The following is a 16787-nucleotide window of genomic DNA, read 5'->3' as shown; positions in this document are numbered from 1 at the left end:
CATGACACTGGAGCGCGTCCAGAAGGGGCTGGCGATCCTCGTCGGGGCCTTCGTCTTCTACACCGCCGCCACCGGCCCCTTCGAGGGGCTGATCCAGCGGGCGATCTTCCTCGCCCTCGTGGCCTCCCTCGGCTTCGCGCTCTACCCGCTGGGCGCCGGGAAATCCTGGCGCCCGCTCGGGCTCGCCATCGACCTCGCGCTCTGCGCGGTGACGGTGGGGGCCTGCGGCTACGTGGTCTGGAACTACGACGAGATCATGACCTCGCTGCCCTGGGCCACGGCGCTCGACATGGCGCTGACCGTGGGCCTGGTGCTGTCGGTGCTCGAGCTCGGGCGGCGCACCGTGGGCCTGATCTTCCCGGTGCTGGTGCTGATCGGCATCGGCTATGCGATGTTCGGCGACCTGCTGCCCGGCGCGCTGGGGCACCGCGGCTTCGACGCGGCCTTTGTCACCGAGACCATCTTTCTCGGCGACCTCGGCATCTGGGGGATGCTCACCGGCGTCGCGGCGACGGTGATCGCGGCCTTCGTGCTCTTCGGGGCATTGTTGCTGCACTCCGGCGGCGGGCAGGCCTTCATGGACCTCGCGATGCGCCTTGGCGGACGCCAGCCCGGCGGCGCGGCGAAGATCGCCACCATCGCCTCGGGCCTGTTCGGGATGATCTCGGGCTCTGCGGTGGCCAATGTCGCCACCACTGGCAATTTCACCATCCCGATGATGATCCGCCTCGGCTACCCGCGCCCCTTCGCGGCGGCGGTCGAAGCCGTGGCCTCTACCGGCGGGCAGATCGCGCCGCCGATCATGGGCGCCGCGGCCTTCGTCATGGCCGAGATCCTCGGGCTGCCCTACACCACCATCATCGTTGGCGCGATCCTTCCGGCGGTGCTGTTCTACGTCTCGGTCTTCGTCACCGTGCATTTCGTCGCGCAGCAGCGCGGGCTTGCCGTGGTGCCCGAGGACGAGATGCCCGACTGGAAAACCATCACCGCTCCGCGCCGGGTGCTGCCCATCCTCGCCGCACTCGGCGGGCTGGGGATCGGCATCTGGCTTGGCCGGTCGATCGCCACCGCCGCCTTCTACGGGGTCGTTGGCCTGCTGATCGCCTTCGTCGCCACCCAGGCCGGACGGCTGAGCCCGCGCAAGATGGCCGGGCGGGTGATCGACGGGCTCGAGGACGCGGGCAAGGGCATGGTCATCATCGGCGTGCTGCTGGCCGGGGCGCAGGTGCTTGTCTCGATGATCAACATGACCGGCATCGGCGTGACGCTGTCGTCGCTGATCGTCACCATGGCCGGGGACTCGGTGGTGCTGGTGGCGATCATCGTCGGTCTGGTCTGCCTGATCATGGGCATGGGGCTTCCGACCACCGCCGCCTACGTGCTGGTGGCCGCGGTGCTCGCCCCGGCGATGACCGCCGTAGGGGTCGATCCGCTGGCCGCGCATCTCTTCGTTTTCTACTTCGCCACGATCTCGGTGATCACCCCGCCGGTCTGCGTCGCGGTCTTTGTCGGCTCGGGCATCGCGAACACCAACTGGCTCCCCGCCGCGGGCGAGGCGGTGCGGCTTGGCGCGGTGACCTACCTCGTCCCCTTCCTGCTGCTGCTCTACCCCGGCATGACCATGTCCGGCGGCATCGTCGGGATCGTCGAGGCGGTGGCCGCGGGCATGGCGCTGGTCTTGGCGGTGCCCGCGCTGCTGAGCCGCACGCCCCTGACGGGCCGGCGCGCGCTCGACTCGGTGCTGCTGCTTGTCATCATCGGGCTGGCGATCTGGCCGATGCTCATTACCCCGTTCCTGGCATTGGCGCTCTTCTTCGGCGCCCGCGCGGTGGGCCGCGCACAGCGGAGGGCCCTGGCATGAGCATGGTTCGCATCGGAACGGGCGCGGGCTTTCAGGGCGATCGCATCGGCCCGGCGGTCGATCTCGCTGAGCGCGGCGCGCTGGATTTCCTCGTCTTCGAATGCCTCGCCGAGCGCACCATCGCGCTGGCGCAGCAGGCGCGGCTGGCCGACCCAAGCGCGGGGTTCGACCCGCTGCTCGAGCGGCGGATGCGCGCGGTGCTGCCCGCCTGCGCCCGCAACGGCACGCGCATCGTCACCAACATGGGCGCGGCCAACCCCCGCGCCGCCGCCGAGCGGACCCGCGCCGTGGTGCGCGAGCTGGGCCTGACGCTGAGCGTCGCGGCGGTGACCGGCGACGACGTGCTCGACCGCATCGGCGAGTGCACCCTGACCGAGACCGGCGCCCCGGCGCGCGCGCTCGGGGCGCGGCTGATTTCGGCCAACGCCTATATCGGCGTCTCGGGCATCGTCGAGGCGCTCGAGGCCGGGGCCGACATCGTGATCTGTGGCCGCGCCTCGGACCCGGCGCTGTTTCTCGCGCCGCTGGTGTACCGTTTCGGCTGGGCCATGGTCGACTGGGAGCGCCTCGGGCGCGGCACGCTTGTCGGGCACCTGCTCGAATGCTCGGCGCAGATCACCGGCGGCTACTTCGCCGATCCCGGCGTCAAGGACGTGCCGGGCCTCGCAGAGGTCGGCTTTCCGCTCGCGGAGGTCTCCGAGGACGGGAACGCGGTCATCACCAAGTTGCCCGGCACCGGCGGGCTGGTGAGCCGCGCCACCTGCACCGAGCAGCTGCTCTACGAGATCCACGATCCCGCCCGCTACCTGCAGCCCGATGTGGTGGCCGATTTCTCGCGGGTCGAGCTCGAGGAGATCGGCCCCGACCGCGTGCGGGTCACCGGCGGGTCGGGGCATACGTCCACCGGTCAGCTCAAGGTCTCGGTCGGCTACCGCGACGGCTGGCGGGGCGAGGGACAGATTTCCTACGCCGGGGCGAACTGCGTGGCACGGGGGCGGCTTGCCGCCGATCTGGTGCGCCAGCGCCTGTCGGACCTCGGCGACCGGATCCTCGAGCTGCGCGCCGATCTCATCGGCCTCGATGCGGTGGGCCTCGGCGGCACGGCGCAGCCCTCCGAGGTCCGGCTGCGCGTCGCCGCGCGCTGCGCCGATCAGGAGGCCGCGCAGCGGGTCGGCGAAGAGGTCGAGAGCCTCTATCTCTGCGGCCCGGCGGGCGGGGGCGGCGTCAGCCGCGCGCAGCGCGAGATCATCGCGGTCGCCTCCACACTGCTGCCCGCCGCATCGGTCACGGTGCAAAGCGCGCTTTCCGAGACGCTCGGTGCCTGAGCGTCTCGTGATTTCCGTCAGCCAAAGGACAGGGCCATGAAGCTTCACGAGATTGCCCACGCGCGGACCGGCGACAAGGGCGATGTGTCGAACATCTCGGTGATCGCCTACCGCCCCGAGGACTGGCCGCGCATCGTTGATGCTCTGACCCCGGACCGGGTGGCGGCGCATATGGGCGGCGTGGCGGCGGAGGATGTGACCCGCTACGTGCTGCCCCAGCTGCACGCGCTCAACTTCGTGATCCGCGGCGCGCTGAAGGGCGGGGTCACAAGGTCCCTGGCGCTCGATGCCCACGGCAAGTGCCTTGCATCGGTCCTGCTGGACCTGGAACTCTAAGTCGCCAGTCCGGGCTTTCGCCGAAGACCTGCCCGCGAAGACAGGGGCGCGACTGTCTCTCCGCCAATCAAGCAGAGGCCGCGCGGTCGCCGGGACAGAGGCACGCGCGCTCGTGACCCGCTTCCGGGCTGCGCCATCCCCGACCGCGACGTCGGTGCACGGCGCCCGTTCACCGACCCGGGTTGCAAGGCATTCGGACGCCCGGGAGGTGGACCTCATGCGCGCTCCGTGGTTCCGGCTCGACGCAGACGCGCTCGGACACGAGTGGGTATGAGCGCGCTGACCTCCGATCGGCGGAGCGACGCCACGCCACGCCCCTACTGCGACAGGCGCTTGAGGAACCGTTGCAGGCGAGGGTCCCTTGGCGCGCCGAAGATCTGCTCGGGCGGGCCCTGTTCGACGATCCTGCCGCCCTCCATGAACAGGACCCGGTCGGCGATCTCGCGGGCGAATTGCATCTCGTGCGTGACGATCAGCATGGTTTGCCGATGTTCCGCGACCCGGCGCATGAGATCGAGCACTTCGCCGACCCATTCGGGATCGAGCGCCGAGGTCGGCTCGTCGAACAGCATCAGCTCGGCGCCGAGCGCCATCGCACGTCCGATGCCCACGCGCTGCTGCTGGCCGCCCGAAAGGCTCGCGGGGTAGCTGTCGGCCTTGTCGGCCAGCCCGGTCTCGGCCAGCACGTCGAGCGCCCGGCGCTCGGCGTCCGGCTTAGGCACGCCCTGCACGGTGACCAGCGCCTCCATGATGTTCTCCTTCGCCGTCCTGTTGGCGAAGAGCGCGTAGTTCTGGAACACGAAGGCCGTGCGGCGTCGTAGGGCGAGGATCTCGGCGTTGCTGGCATCGGCGGCATCGAGCATCACGTCGCCGATGCGGATCAGTCCCTCTTCTGGCCGGTCGAGGAAGTTGAGGCTGCGCAGCAGCGTCGACTTGCCGGTGCCCGACGGACCGATCACCACCACCCGCTCGCCCGCGGCGATGTCGAGGTCGATGCCGTCGAGCACGGCGGTGCCGTTGAAGCTCTTGCTGAGGCCGCGGATCGAGATCATCGTGCATACGCCTTGTTCAGCTGCGTCTCGAGCCAGGCCTGACCCTGGCTCAGAAGCTCGACCATCGCCCAGTAGATCAGCGCCACCACGAGGAAGGCCTCGAAGTAGAGGAAGCTGCCGGCGGCTTCCTTCTGGGCCGCGCCCATCATCTCGGTGACCCCGAGCGTGAAGGCGAGCGAGGTGCCCTTGATCATGTCGATGAAGTAGTTGACCAGTGTCGGTGCGGCGACCCGCGCCGCCTGCGGCAGGATGATGCGCCGCATCATCTGGGACTGGGTCATGCCGATCGACTGCGCCGCCTCCCACTGGCTGCGGTCGACGCCGAGGATGGCGGCGCGGATGGTTTCGGCCATGTAGGCCGAGAAATGCAGCGTCAGCCCCATGATCGCGGCGGTGACGCCGTCGATGCTCGTCAGGACGCTCAGCACCTGCGGCAGGCCGTAGTAGAACAGGAACAGCTGGACCAGCAGCGGGGTGCCGCGAAAGAAGCTGATGAACAGCACCACCGCCCAGTCCAGCCAGGCCACGCGGAACACCCGCTCGACGGCGAGCAGCGCGGCGAGGACCAGGGCCAGGACCATCGCCGCCGCCGCCATCCCGAGGGTCAGCGGGACATAGCCGAGGATGACCGGAACCAGCCCCAGCATGTACTCGAGGTCCAGACCCTGCATGAGGTTACTCCGGGCTGGTGATGTCGGTGCCGAACCACTTCTGCGAGATCTCGGCGAGGGTGCCGTCCTCGCGCAGCGCGCTCAGCGCCGCGTCGACCTTGTCGCGCAGCTCGGTGCCTTCGGCATCGTTGCGGAAGGGCAGGGCGTTGCGGATCTCCGAGAAGGGCGCGCCGGCCAGCTCGAGCGGCAGCGGGCTTTCCTGAATCAGCTGGGCGGAGGAGACCCGGTCCATCACGAAGGCATCGACCCGGCCAAGGGCTGTGTCCTGCGCGATGTTGGATTCGTAGGTCTTCACCTCGATCTCGTCGGCAAAGGGCAGCTCGCGCAGCAGTTGCTCGAAGTTCGAACCGAGATTGACCGCGACGCTGCGCCCGGCCAGATCCTCGACGCCCGTGATGTCCTCGTTGCCCTTGCGCACCACGACCTGTGCCCCGTCATAGACATAGGGCTGGGTGAAGGCGAACTTGGCCTCGCGCTCGGCGGTGATGGTGATCTGGTTGGCAACGGTGTCGATGCGCCCGGCGTCGAGCGCCCCGATCAGGCCGGAAAAGGACATGGTCTCGAAGTCGATGTCGAGCCCGGCTTCCTCGCCCACGGCGTTCATCACGTCGACCTCGAAGCCCTGAAGCTCGTCCTGCTTGACGAAGGTGAAGGGGAAGTAGCCGCCCGACATGCCGACACGCAGCGTCTGAGCTTCCTGAGCGGACGCGGCTCCGGCAAAGCCGGCGGTGATCGCCGCGGCAAGGACCGGGGCGGTGGCGATGGATCTGAGCATTTTGGGAACTCCAGTTGATTCAGGCCTTCAGGTGTTCCCGCAGCCGGGCGGGATCAATGCCGCCAGCTCCGAAAAGGCCGGTGTTTCGGCGGCAGTGGGGTCCGGTGGAACGCCGTCCCACCGCAGGCCCGAAGGCCGGAACGGGCGTTTGCGACGTCTGTCGGCGCATCGCTTGCCTTCGGCCCGCGCGAGGCGAATCCTGCTTGGTGAAAGGCAACGTCAGAGCGCCCGGAGGTCCCGGACGCCCTGACGCTAAAGCCTCAGGCGACGCCCCCCCAGCGAAGGGGCGTCGCCGCTCTCGCTCAGCCCAGAAGCGCGAGCACCTGCTTGGCCGCGGCTTCCGAAGAGGCGGGGTTCTGGCCGGTCACCAGCTTGCCGTCGGTGACCGCGTGAGGCTGCCAGTCCTCCACGTTCTCGAAGATCGCGCCCAGCTCGCGCAGCTTGGTCTCGAGCAGGAACGGCACCTCATCCGCAAGCCCGACGGCCCGCTCCTCGCTGTCGGTGAAGGCGGTCACCTTGCGCCCCTTCACGATCGACTCGCCCTTGGCGTCCACCACCTTGGCAAAGGCCGCGGGGCCGTGGCAGACGGACGCGACGACCTTGCCGCTGTCCCAGACCGAGCCGATCGCCTTGGCGACCAGATCGCTCTCTGCGAGGTCGTACATCGCCCCGTGGCCGCCCGGGATATAGAGGGCGTCATAGGCGGTCAGGTCCGCATCCTCGAGCGTTGCGGGGGATTCAATCAGCGCTTGCGCGGTGTCATCTGCACGGAAGCGTGTCACCGAGGCCGGCGCGTCGTCGCCGGTGACATCGGAATTCGGGTCGATCGGAACCGCCTTGCCGCCCAGCGTGACGAGTGTGACCTCGTGGCCGGCGTCGAGGAAGGCGTAGTACGGGGCCGCCAGCTCTTCGTACCAGACGCCCGTGGGCTTGCCGGTATCGCCGAGGCTGTCGGATGCGGTCGAAAGAATGAGTATGCGTGCCATGGATGCGGCCTCCTGTGGGTGTTGTGTCCTGCACGGGCGCTGCCGGTCAGACAGGATCGTCAGCGCTCATGCCGATGATATAGGATGGAATTCCGCGGCGAGAAATTGATGCACAGGACGCCAGAAATCGATATTCTGGATATATGACGCCAGATATCTCCCTTCTTCGCGTCTTCCATGCCGTCATGGAAGAACGCAATGTCACCGCCGCCGCGCAACGGCTCGGCCAATCGCAAAGCACCGTGAGCGCAGCGCTTGCGCGTCTGCGCGAGGCACTTGGTGACGAGCTGTTCCTGCGCGCCCGTTACGGGGTGGAGCCGACCGAACGGGCGCTGGAGATCGCCCCGGACATCGCGGCGGGCCTCGAGCGGCTGGAACAGGCATTCCGTGCCGCCGAGCCATTCGACCCCGAACGCACGACCCGCAAGTTCCGGCTGCTGCTGGGGCCCTATGTCGAGATCGTTCTGGTGCCGGAGCTGGCCTCCGCCTTTGCCCGACAGGCGCCGAACGCCACGCTCGAGGTGGCGCCCATCGGCCCGGACCTCGATCCCCGCCAGCTTGCCGGCCGGGCCTTCGACCTCGCCGCGGGCCGCTTCCACACGCCGCCGGACGACCTCGTTGTGTCCGAGCTCTTCCGCGACGGCTTCCGCTGCCTTGTGGCGCCCGAGGTGCTTGCCGACGGCGCAGCGCTCGACCGCGAGAGATACGAGGCGCTGCCGCATGTGGTGGTGACGCCGCCGGGCAAGTGGCGCACCGGGGTGCACAAGCGCACGGAGGCCACGGGGCTGCGGCGCAACGCGGTGATCTCGGTCTCGCATTTCCTGTCGGCGCCACAGGCCGTCGCCCGGCTTGGCGGGATCGCCACGGTGCCGTCGCGGGTGGCGGCGATGACCGCCGGGCCGTACGGGCTGCGCAACGAACCGGTGCCGGTGGACCTCGGCACCTTTCCCAGCCAAATCGCCTGGCATCCGAGCCAGCGGCGCGACGAGGGCCACGTGTGGCTGCGCAGGCTCATCGCCGGGATCGTCGCGGAGCTGGGTTTCGAGGGGTAAGAGCGTTCGGCAACGCGGGACCTTGCCGGAAAACGCCGGCTTTCTCTCCGTTCCGCGTGCGGTCTCGTGCGCGGCACGACCGCGGCGGCAAGCATGACAAAGATTGCGCAGCGGCGCCACTTCGCAAACGACAGTCACTGCCTGGTCAAAGCCTGCCTTCCCATGCTCCGGACAGATCCCGCCAACGTCTTCGAGATCCGGACCGCATCACGAGCCTTGGAGAGCCCCGGCCTCAGGCGCTCTCGCGCACGATCAGCTGCCCCTCGAAGGTGCGGTCGAGGTTGCCCGCCTCGGTGCTCTCGAGCACGTCGACGAGGTAGTTTGCCATCTCGGTCAGCGGCTGGCGGTAGGTCGTCAGCCGGTAGTTCGGGCTCTCGCATTGCGGCACGTCGTCGAAGCCGATCACCGCGATGTCCTCGGGCACGCGCAGCTTCAGCCGGTGCCGGATGGTGTCGATGACGCCAAGCGCGAGGGCATCGTTTTCGCACACGATGATGTCGGGATGCTCGGAGCGGGGCCGGGTCTCGAGCAGCTCGAGGCTGCAGGCGGCGGAGAGGATCGGGTCGTAGGCCTCGACGCTGACGCTGTCCGGCTCAACGCCAAAGCGGCCACGCCAGAACTCGAGGAAGGTCTCCTTGCGCATCAGGTGCGCCGAAACGGTGCGCGGGCCGGCGACATAGAGCGGACGGCGATAGCCGCGATCGGTGACATATCGCGCGATCTCGCGGGTCGCGGCGACGTCGTCCACCGCGATCGAGATGGTGTCGGGGTTTTCCGACGTGCGCGCGAAGATGATCAGTTTCTTGAAGCGGCGCGCGCTGTGGGCGGCCTCGAGCACCTCGTCGTCGAACTGGATCCCAATCAGGATCGTCGCGTCGACCCGCCTCTGGCTGGCGTTGAGCAGCGCCGGGGCGGTGTCGTCACGATCGAGCGTGTTGACCAGCAGGGTGTCCCAGCCGCGCCCGCGGAGGGCCCGCGTCAGCCGCTCGAGCATCACGAGCTTGTGGGGGTTGGCGAAATCGTCGACCAGCAGCGCCACGAGGTTGGACCGCGCCGAGGCGAGCGCCGCGGCGCTGAGGTCCGGGATATAGCCCAGCGATCTGGCTGCGGTCATGACCTTCTCGCGGGTGGCGGGCGAGATCGAGGCCTCCTTCTTGAAGGCCCGGTTCACCGTCCAGCGCGACACCCCGGCGGCGGCGGCCACGTCATCCGCCGTTACGTTGGCGGGAAAGCTGGCCGGGCCGGCGCTTGTCTTCATGGGATGTCCTTCCGACGTGGTTTTCGCGGCGCAAGGGCTGCGCCGTCCCTTCGGTTCTAGCAAGAAAGTCGGAAATCTGCACGCGGTTTTGCACGCGGGTGCAAGGGGTTGAAGGCCAACTACTCCATACGGTGTGCACGCGCGTGCAAAAATGTGTTGCACGCGCGTGCAAAAGGCGTATTCCTGTTCCCCGACAGCGGCGTTGGAGGCGCCGCGCAACGGGAGGACATCATGCTCAAGGTAGGTTTGCTCGGCGCTGGCCGGATCGGTCAGGTGCACGCGGTCAACATCGCTAACAACCCGCGCTCGACGCTGGCCGCGGTCTCGGATGTCCAGGCCGAAGCGGCGGAACAGCTCGCCGGCCGTCACGGCGCACAAGCGCGCAGCTCGGAAGAGATCATCGCCGATCCCGAGATCGACGCGGTGCTCGTGGCAACCTCCACCGACACCCACTCCCCTCTGATCGAGGCCGCCACCGCCGCCGGGAAGGCGGTGCTGTGCGAGAAGCCCGTCGACCTCTCGCTCGAGCGGGCGCGGGCCTGCCAAAAGGCGGTCGCGGCCTCCGGTCAGCCGGTGATGATCGGCTTCAACCGTCGCTTCGACCCGAACTTCTCGGTCCTCAAGCGGGCCTCGATGGCCGGCGAGATCGGCAAGTCCGAGCTGCTCTCGCTGACCTCCTTCGATCCGGCGCCGCCGCCGGTGAGCTACATCAAGGTGTCGGGCGGGTTGTTCCGGGACATGATGATCCACGATTTCGACATGGCGAACTTCCTGATGGGAGCGCGCCCGGTCACGCTGCGGGCCACCGGCAGCAGCATCGTCGACCCCGAGATCGGGGCGGCGGGCGATGTCGATACCGCGGTGGTCACCATGACCTATGCCGACGGCAGCATCGCGGTGATCAAGAACAGCCGCCGCGCGGTCTATGGCTACGACCAGCGCATCGAGCTTCTGGGCTCCGAGGGGATGCTGCAGGCGGGCAACATGCTTGAGAACAGCGTCGTCAAGTCGACCACCGCCGGGGTCGTCTCGGCCAAGCCGACCTACTTCTTCCTCGAGCGCTACATGCCCGCCTTCGCCGCCGAGTGGGAGGCCTTCGTCTCCGCGGTGCTCGACGGCACGCCGATGCCCGTGACGCTCGAGGATGGCATCGCGGCGCTCGAGCTCGCCGAGGCGGCGACGCACTCCCTCAGAGCCGGCGAGATCGTGACGCTCTGAGGCGCAAGGTTTCCCGTGCGTCCGGCAAGAGGAGATGCCGCGCGCACGGGTCGAACGGGGCCGGCCCCGATTGTGCCGGGTATCGAGGCGCGGCGCGCTGTCGCCGCGCAACATTTCCAGGGAGGAAACACCATCATGAACAAATTGCTCGCATCCGTCGCGACCGCAACCGCGCTTGCCGTGGCCGCACCCGCGCTTGCCGCCGACATCATCGTCGTGGCGCATGGCCAGGCCAACGACCCGTTCTGGTCGGTGGTCAAGAACGGCGTCCAGAAGGCCGGCGAGGACACCGGCGCCAATGTCGAGTTCCGCTCGCCCGAGACCTTCGACATGGTCCAGATGAGCCAGATGATCGATGCCGCGGTGAACCAGGAGCCCGACGGGCTGGTGGTCTCGATCCCGGATGCCGACGCGCTCGGGCCGTCGATCCAGCGCGCCGTCGAGGCCGGCATCCCGGTGATCTCGATGAACTCCGGCTCCGATGTGGCCCACGAGCTGGGCGCGTTGCTGCATGTCGGCCAGTCCGAGTATGACGCGGGCCGCGCCGCCGGCGAGAAGCTGGCCGAGATGGGCGGCACCAAGGGCATCTGCGTCAACCAGGAGGTCGGCAACGTCTCGCTCGACATGCGCTGCGAGGGCTTTGCCGAGGGCTTCGGCCAGGAGGTCACGGTGATCCCGACGATGAACGATCCGACCGAGGTCGAATCCAAGGTCCGGGCCGCGCTCGACTCCGATCCCGATGTCGACACCGTGCTCGGCCTCGGCGCCTCGCTGGTCGGCGAACCGGCGGTGGCGGCGGTCGAGGCGCTTGGCCGCGACGACGTGCTGATCGCGAGCTTCGATCTCTCGGCCGGGTTCCTCGAGGCGGTGGCCGACGGCAAGGCGGCCTTCGCCATCGACCAGCAGCAGTTCCTGCAAGGCTACCTGCCGGTCAGCTTCCTGGCGCTGAACGCAGCCTACGGGCTGGTGCCGGGCGGCGACGTGCCTTCGGGTCCGAACCTCGTGACCCAGGACAGCGCCGCGCAGGTGATCGACCTGTCCGCCCAGGGCATTCGCTGAACCACCGATCAAAGGGTCGCGCGGGAGGCGCGCGGCCCACGCACCACCGCCACGGGAGGGGACGATGTCTGCCGACATGATCGAGCAGCCGGATGAGCGCATTCGCGCGGAATCCTTTGCAACCAAACTCATGAAGAAGCCGGAACTGGGGGCCATCGGCGGGGTCGTGCTCGTCACCCTGTTCTTCCTGTTCACCGCGGACAGCGCTATGTTCACCCTCTCGGGCATCATGAACTTCATGACCCCGGCGGCGCAGCTCGGCATTCTCGGCATCGCCGCGGCGATGCTGATGATCGGCGGCGAGTTCGACCTCTCGATCGGCTCGATGGTGGCCTTCGCGGGGATGATCTTCGGGGTGCTCACGGTCAATACGGGCCTGCCGCTGATCCTCGCCATCCCGCTGACCCTGGCCTTCGCGGCCTGCATCGGCGCGGTGAACGGCATGATCGTGCTGCGCACCGGTCTTCCCTCCTTCATCGTGACGCTGGCCGGGCTCTTCATCCTGCGCGGCGCCTCGCTGGTCGGGCTCAAGCTGTTCACCGGCGGATCGACCCAGCTTCGCGGCGTGCGCGACGCCGTCGAGGGCGACTGGCTCGCGCCGGTCTTCTCGGGCGATGCCTTCACCGGGCTGTTCGGTTGGCTCGCCTCGCTCGGCCTGATCGAGACCTTCAAGTCGGGCACCCCCAAGGTTCCCGGCATCCCGGTCGAGATCCTCTGGTTCATCGCCTTCGCGCTGGTCGCCACCTACGTGCTGCTGCGCACGCCCGTAGGCAACTGGGTCTTCGCCACCGGCGGTGACACCAACGCCGCCAAGAACTCCGGCGTGCCGGTGCGCAACGTGAAGATCTCGCTGTTCATGCTCACCGCCTGTGCCGCCGCGCTGGTCGCCGTGATCACGGTGATCGATGCCGGCTCCACCGATGCCCGGCGCGGCTTCATGAAGGAGTTCGAGGCGATCATCACGGCGGTGATCGGCGGCTGCCTTCTGACCGGCGGCTACGGCTCGGCCATCGGCGCCTTCTTCGGCGCGATCATCTTCGGCATGGTCACCATCGGCCTGACCTACACCGATTTCGATCAGGACTGGTTCCAGATCTTCCTTGGCGGGATGCTGCTGCTGGCCGTGGTCTTCAACAACGTGATCCGCAAGCGCGTGACGGGGGAACGCTGAGATGTCGCACGATAGCAGATTTCACCACGGCGATGTGCCCACCGATGCCAAACCCATCATCCACATGGAGAACATCAAGAAGCACTTCGGCAATGTCATCGCCCTGAACGGCGTGACCTTCGATGTGACCCCCGGCGAATGTCATTGCCTTCTGGGCGACAACGGCGCCGGCAAGTCGACCTTCATCAAGACGATGTCGGGGGTGCACAAGCCCACCGCCGGCAAGATCTTCTTCGAGGGCAAGCCTCTGGCCTTCGACAGCCCGCGCGACGCCATGGAGGCCGGCATCGCCACGGTGTTCCAGGATCTCGCGATGATCCCGCTGATGTCCGTGACACGCAATTTCTTCATGGGGCGCGAGCCCACCAAGGGCCGAGGGATCGCGAAACGCTTCGATGTCGATCGCGCCAACGAGATCTGCATGGAGGAGATGCGTAAGATGGGCATCAACCTGCGCGCGCCCGATCAGGCCGTCGGCACGCTCTCCGGGGGCGAACGGCAGACCGTCGCCATCGCCCGCGCGGTGCATTTCGGCGCCAAGGTGCTGATCCTCGACGAGCCGACCTCGGCGCTCGGCGTGCGGCAGACCTCCAACGTGCTTTCAACCATCGACCGGGTGCGCCAGCAGGGCGTCGGCGTGGTCTTCATCAGCCACAACGTGCGCCACGCCATGGCGGTCGGCGACCGCTTCACCGTGCTCAACCGCGGCCAGACCCTCGGCACCGCCGTGAAGGGCGAGATCAGCTCGACCGAGCTCCAGGATCTGATGGCCGGCGGACAGGAGCTGGCCGAGCTCGAAGGCTCGCTCGGCGGCACGATCTGAGGTCCTCCCCCCGCGGGCGGCGGCTGCTGTGCCGTCCGCACCTTTCCCCACCGAACCATCGGGTGCGATCATGCCTGACATGCCCCAGACATCGCTCGGAGTGGCCCTGATCGGGACCGGCTTCATGGGCAAGTGCCACGCCATGGCCTGGAACAACGTCGCCACCGTCTTCGGCGGCGCCCGCCCCCGGCTCGAGATTCTCTGCGACGCCGACGCGGGCCAAGCTGAGACGTTTGCCGCGCAGTTCGGCTTTGACCGCGCCATGACCGACTGGCGCGCGGCGGTGGCCGACCCGCGGGTCGACGTGGTCTCGATCACCACACCCAACGGGCTGCACCGCGCCATGGCCGATGCCGCGCTCGAGGCGGGCAAGCATGTCTGGCTGGAAAAGCCGATGGCGCTGACGCTGAGCGACGCCGAGGCGATGGCGGGACTGGCGCTGGCGCGCCCCGACCAGCACACGCTTCTGGGCTACAACTACCTGCGCAACCCGTCCTTCCGCGCCGCGCAGGCGATGATCGCGCGCGGCGAGATCGGCGAGCTGCGCAGCTTCCGTGGCGTCTATGACGAGGACTATTCCGCCGATCCCGCGCTGCCGTGGTCGTGGCGCATGACTCATGAAGGTGGCGGGCTGGGCGCGCTTGGCGATCTGGGCTGCCACCTCGTGAGCCAGATGCTGGCGCTCATGGGACCGGTCACGGAGTTGACCGCGATGACCCAGATCGCCATCCCCGAACGTCCCTCGCCCGAGGGGATGCGGACGGTCGAGAACGAGGACAGCGCTCTGGCGCTGCTGCGCTTCGAGAGCGGCGCGCAGGGATTCTTCGCGACCTCCCGCGTGGCGCGCGGCCGGAAATGCCGCCTGCAATGGGAGGTGCACGGCTCGGACGGAACGATCGTGTTCGATCAGGAAAACATGAACGAGCTCTGGGTGCATCGCGCCGGAGAGCCCGGCTTCACGCGGCATCTGAGTGGACCCGAGCAACCCGGCTTTGCCGCCTTCTGCCCCGCGCCGGGGCACAATTTCGGCTTCAACGAGCAAAAGGTCATCGAGGCGCGCGACCTCTGCGCCGCCATCTCCGGCGCCGCGCCCGCCGGGCCCGACTTCGCCGCCGGGCTCGAGATCGAGCGCATCATACACGCCATGGCGGCCTCGGGCGGCCAGCCTGTCAGCCTTGGAGACGCGACATGAACAAGAGACTGGACGTCATCACCATCGGCCGCGCGGGGGTGGATCTCTACGGCGCGCAGATCGGCGGGCGACTCGAGGACATGGGCTCGTTCGACAAGTATATCGGCGGATCGCCCACGAACATGGCCTGCGGCACCGCCCGGCTCGGGATGCGCTCGGCGCTGATCTCGCGCGTGGGCGACGAGCACATGGGCCGCTTCATCCGCGAGGAGCTGGTGCGCCACGGGGTCGAGGTGGCCGGCGTGAAGACCGACCCCGACCGGCTGAGCGCGCTGGTGATCCTCGGCATTCGCGATCAGGAGCAGTTCCCGCTGATCTTCTACCGCGAGAACTGCGCCGACATGGCGCTTTGCGAAGACGACGTGGACGAAGATTTCGTGGCCTCGGCCCGCGCCGTCGTGGCCACCGGCACGCATCTCGCCCACGCCACGCCGCGCGCGGCGGTGCTGAAGGCTCTGAGACTCGCCAAGGCGCATGGCGGCCGCACCGCGCTGGATATCGACTACCGCCCCAACCTCTGGGGCGTCGCGGGCCATGGCGACGGCGAGAGCCGCTTTGTCGAGAGCGCGCGGGTGACCGAAAGCCTGCAGGAGGTGCTGCCCCTGTTCGACCTGATCGTCGGAACCGAGGAAGAGTTTCATATCGCCGGCGGCACCACCGACACACTCGAGGCGTTGCGCGCGGTGCGCGCTCTCTCGGACGCGACGCTGGTCTGCAAGCGCGGGCCGATGGGGGCCGCGGCCTTCGAGGGCGCGATCCCCGACAGTCTCGACGACGGCCAGACCGGGCCGGGCTTTCCCATCGAGGTGTTCAACGTGCTGGGGGCGGGCGACGGCTTCATGTCCGGCTTGCTCAAGGGCTGGCTCGACGGCGAAGACTGGCCGGTGGCGCTGAAATACGCCAATGCCTGCGGCGCCTTCGCGGTCTCGCGCCACGGCTGCACCCCCGCCTACCCAAGCTGGGAGGAGCTTCAGTTCTTCTTCGAGCGCGGCATCGTGCGCCCCGATCTGCGCAACGATGCCGAGCTTGAGCAGGTGCACTGGGCCACCAACCGTCACGGCGACTGGTCGACGCTGCGGACCTTCGCCTTCGACCACCGGATGCAGCTCGAGGAGATGGCAGGCTACACGCCCGAGAAAGGCGGCGCTTTCAAGGAGCTTTGCCTGCAGGCGGCGCTCGAGGTGCAGGGCGGGCAGGGTGGCTACGGCATCCTTTGCGACAACCGCATCGGACGCGCGGCGCTGCACTCGGCCAGCGGCTCCGGCCTGTGGATCGGGCGACCGACCGAGGATCCCGGTTCCCGCCCGATCCGGTTCGAGCCCGAGCTTGGCGAGGATCTTGGCCAGTTCCGCGAATGGCCGCGGGAGAACGTGGTCAAGCTGCTGGTCTTCTGCCACCCCGACGACGACGCAACGATGCGTGCGCTTCAGGAAGAGCGCGTGAAGCGGCTTTTCACCGCGGCGCGGCGCAGCGGGCTGGAATTCCTGCTCGAGGTGATCCCGTCGAAGGTGGGCCCGGTGGAGGACGACACCACCGCGGTGCTGATCCAGCAGTTCTACGACGCGGGCGTCTACCCGGACTGGTGGAAGCTCGAACCGTTCCGCACCGAGGCGGCCTGGCAGAGGGCGGTCGACGCCATCGAGCGCAACGATCCCCGCACCCGCGGCATCGTGGTGCTGGGCCTCGACGCGCCGGAGGCCGAGCTGGCGGAGAGCTTCGCGCTCGCCGCGACGCAGCCGCTGGTCAAGGGCTTTGCCGTCGGGCGCACGATCTTTGCCGATGCGGCGCGCGCTTGGATGCGCGGCGAGATGAGTGATGCCGAGGCGGTGGCGCAGATGGCCGGACGCTTCGCGCGGCTCTGCCGCATCTGGGACGCGGCACGCGACGCCGCAAGGCCCGATGCGGCCTGAGAGGGAGGCGCGGGGGCGCTGCCCCCGTCCGCGCAGGCGCGGACTCCCCCGGAGTATTTGGAACGTAGAGAAGGGCAGGGCGCCCTTGGGAGGATGTA

At 68.4% G+C, this 16787-nt stretch carries 15 protein-coding genes; 10 read left to right on the top strand and 5 right to left on the bottom strand.

The genetic code is table 11. The features are described from left to right. Position 1 precedes the first annotated feature (1 nt). From LCM15_RS13030 to LCM15_RS13020, 3 genes are read left to right on the top strand one after another with little or no spacing between them, the layout of a single operon-like run. Entirely contained in the window at positions 2-1861 is a 1860-nt protein-coding gene (locus LCM15_RS13030) for a TRAP transporter permease (protein ID WP_224857070.1), read from the top strand. Further along, positions 1858-3186 (top strand): acyclic terpene utilization AtuA family protein, encoded by a 1329-nt coding sequence (locus LCM15_RS13025; RefSeq protein WP_224857068.1) that lies wholly within the window; start codon positions 1858-1860, stop codon positions 3184-3186. Before LCM15_RS13030 ends, LCM15_RS13025 begins: the two co-directional genes overlap by 4 nt. A gap of 36 nt (positions 3187-3222) precedes the next feature. Then, positions 3223-3522, top strand: a complete 300-nt coding sequence (locus LCM15_RS13020) for a hypothetical protein (protein WP_224857066.1) — start codon at positions 3223-3225, stop codon at positions 3520-3522. 317 nt (positions 3523-3839) lie between these two features. On the opposite strand, the gene LCM15_RS13015 is transcribed toward LCM15_RS13020, so the two are convergent. From LCM15_RS13015 to LCM15_RS13000, 4 genes are all read right to left on the bottom strand, one after another. Further along, positions 3840-4574 carry an amino acid ABC transporter ATP-binding protein gene (locus LCM15_RS13015; protein ID WP_224857064.1) on the bottom strand — a complete coding sequence of 245 codons (735 nt, stop codon included), beginning with the start codon at positions 4572-4574 and terminating at the stop codon, positions 3840-3842. After that, positions 4571-5245: an amino acid ABC transporter permease gene (locus tag LCM15_RS13010; RefSeq protein ID WP_224857062.1), complete on the bottom strand. Its 675-nt coding sequence runs from the start codon at positions 5243-5245 to the stop codon at positions 4571-4573. Before LCM15_RS13010 ends, LCM15_RS13015 begins: the two co-directional genes overlap by 4 nt. 4 nt (positions 5246-5249) lie before the next feature. Then, complete coding sequence (locus LCM15_RS13005; protein WP_224857060.1) at positions 5250-6020, bottom strand: amino acid ABC transporter substrate-binding protein; 771 nt, start codon at positions 6018-6020, stop codon at positions 5250-5252. Between the two features lie 302 nt (positions 6021-6322). Continuing rightward, positions 6323-7006, bottom strand: a complete 684-nt coding sequence (locus tag LCM15_RS13000) for a type 1 glutamine amidotransferase domain-containing protein (protein ID WP_224857058.1) — start codon at positions 7004-7006, stop codon at positions 6323-6325. 143 nt (positions 7007-7149) lie between these two features. Here LCM15_RS13000 and LCM15_RS12995 point away from each other — a divergent pair, with 143 nt between their 5' ends. Continuing rightward, the gene (locus LCM15_RS12995; RefSeq protein ID WP_224857056.1) at positions 7150-8058 is read left to right on the top strand and encodes a LysR family transcriptional regulator; all 909 of its coding nucleotides are present in this window, start codon (positions 7150-7152) and stop codon (positions 8056-8058) included. A 232-nt stretch (positions 8059-8290) separates the two neighbouring features. On the opposite strand, the gene LCM15_RS12990 is transcribed toward LCM15_RS12995, so the two are convergent. Next, entirely contained in the window at positions 8291-9316 is a 1026-nt protein-coding gene (locus LCM15_RS12990) for a LacI family DNA-binding transcriptional regulator (protein WP_224857054.1), read from the bottom strand. A gap of 231 nt (positions 9317-9547) precedes the next feature. Here LCM15_RS12990 and iolG point away from each other — a divergent pair, with 231 nt between their 5' ends. From iolG to LCM15_RS12960, 6 genes are all read left to right on the top strand, one after another. Then, a complete protein-coding gene (iolG, locus tag LCM15_RS12985) occupies positions 9548-10534 on the top strand; it encodes an inositol 2-dehydrogenase (RefSeq protein WP_224857052.1) in 987 nt (328 codons plus the stop codon). Between the two features lie 135 nt (positions 10535-10669). Next, on the top strand, positions 10670-11593 hold the full coding sequence (locus LCM15_RS12980; protein WP_224857050.1) for a sugar ABC transporter substrate-binding protein: 924 nt from the start codon (positions 10670-10672) through the stop codon (positions 11591-11593). 64 nt (positions 11594-11657) lie between these two features. Further along, positions 11658-12764 (top strand): ABC transporter permease, encoded by a 1107-nt coding sequence (locus LCM15_RS12975; protein ID WP_224857048.1) that lies wholly within the window; start codon positions 11658-11660, stop codon positions 12762-12764. Between the two features lies 1 nt (position 12765). Further along, a complete protein-coding gene (locus LCM15_RS12970) occupies positions 12766-13587 on the top strand; it encodes an ATP-binding cassette domain-containing protein (RefSeq protein WP_224857046.1) in 822 nt (273 codons plus the stop codon). 70 nt (positions 13588-13657) lie between these two features. After that, positions 13658-14779 (top strand): Gfo/Idh/MocA family protein, encoded by a 1122-nt coding sequence (locus tag LCM15_RS12965; RefSeq protein ID WP_224857044.1) that lies wholly within the window; start codon positions 13658-13660, stop codon positions 14777-14779. Continuing rightward, positions 14776-16689, top strand: a complete 1914-nt coding sequence (locus LCM15_RS12960; RefSeq protein ID WP_224857042.1) for a bifunctional 5-dehydro-2-deoxygluconokinase/5-dehydro-2-deoxyphosphogluconate aldolase — start codon at positions 14776-14778, stop codon at positions 16687-16689. Before LCM15_RS12965 ends, LCM15_RS12960 begins: the two co-directional genes overlap by 4 nt. Positions 16690-16787: the final 98 nt, after the last annotated feature.

Source organism: Salipiger bermudensis, from assembly GCF_020171625.1.
In the GTDB taxonomy this organism is placed as follows: domain Bacteria; phylum Pseudomonadota; class Alphaproteobacteria; order Rhodobacterales; family Rhodobacteraceae; genus Salipiger; species Salipiger bermudensis_B.
Note: the sequence above shows the minus strand (reverse complement) of the source record. Positions and strands in the feature narration are given on the sequence as shown.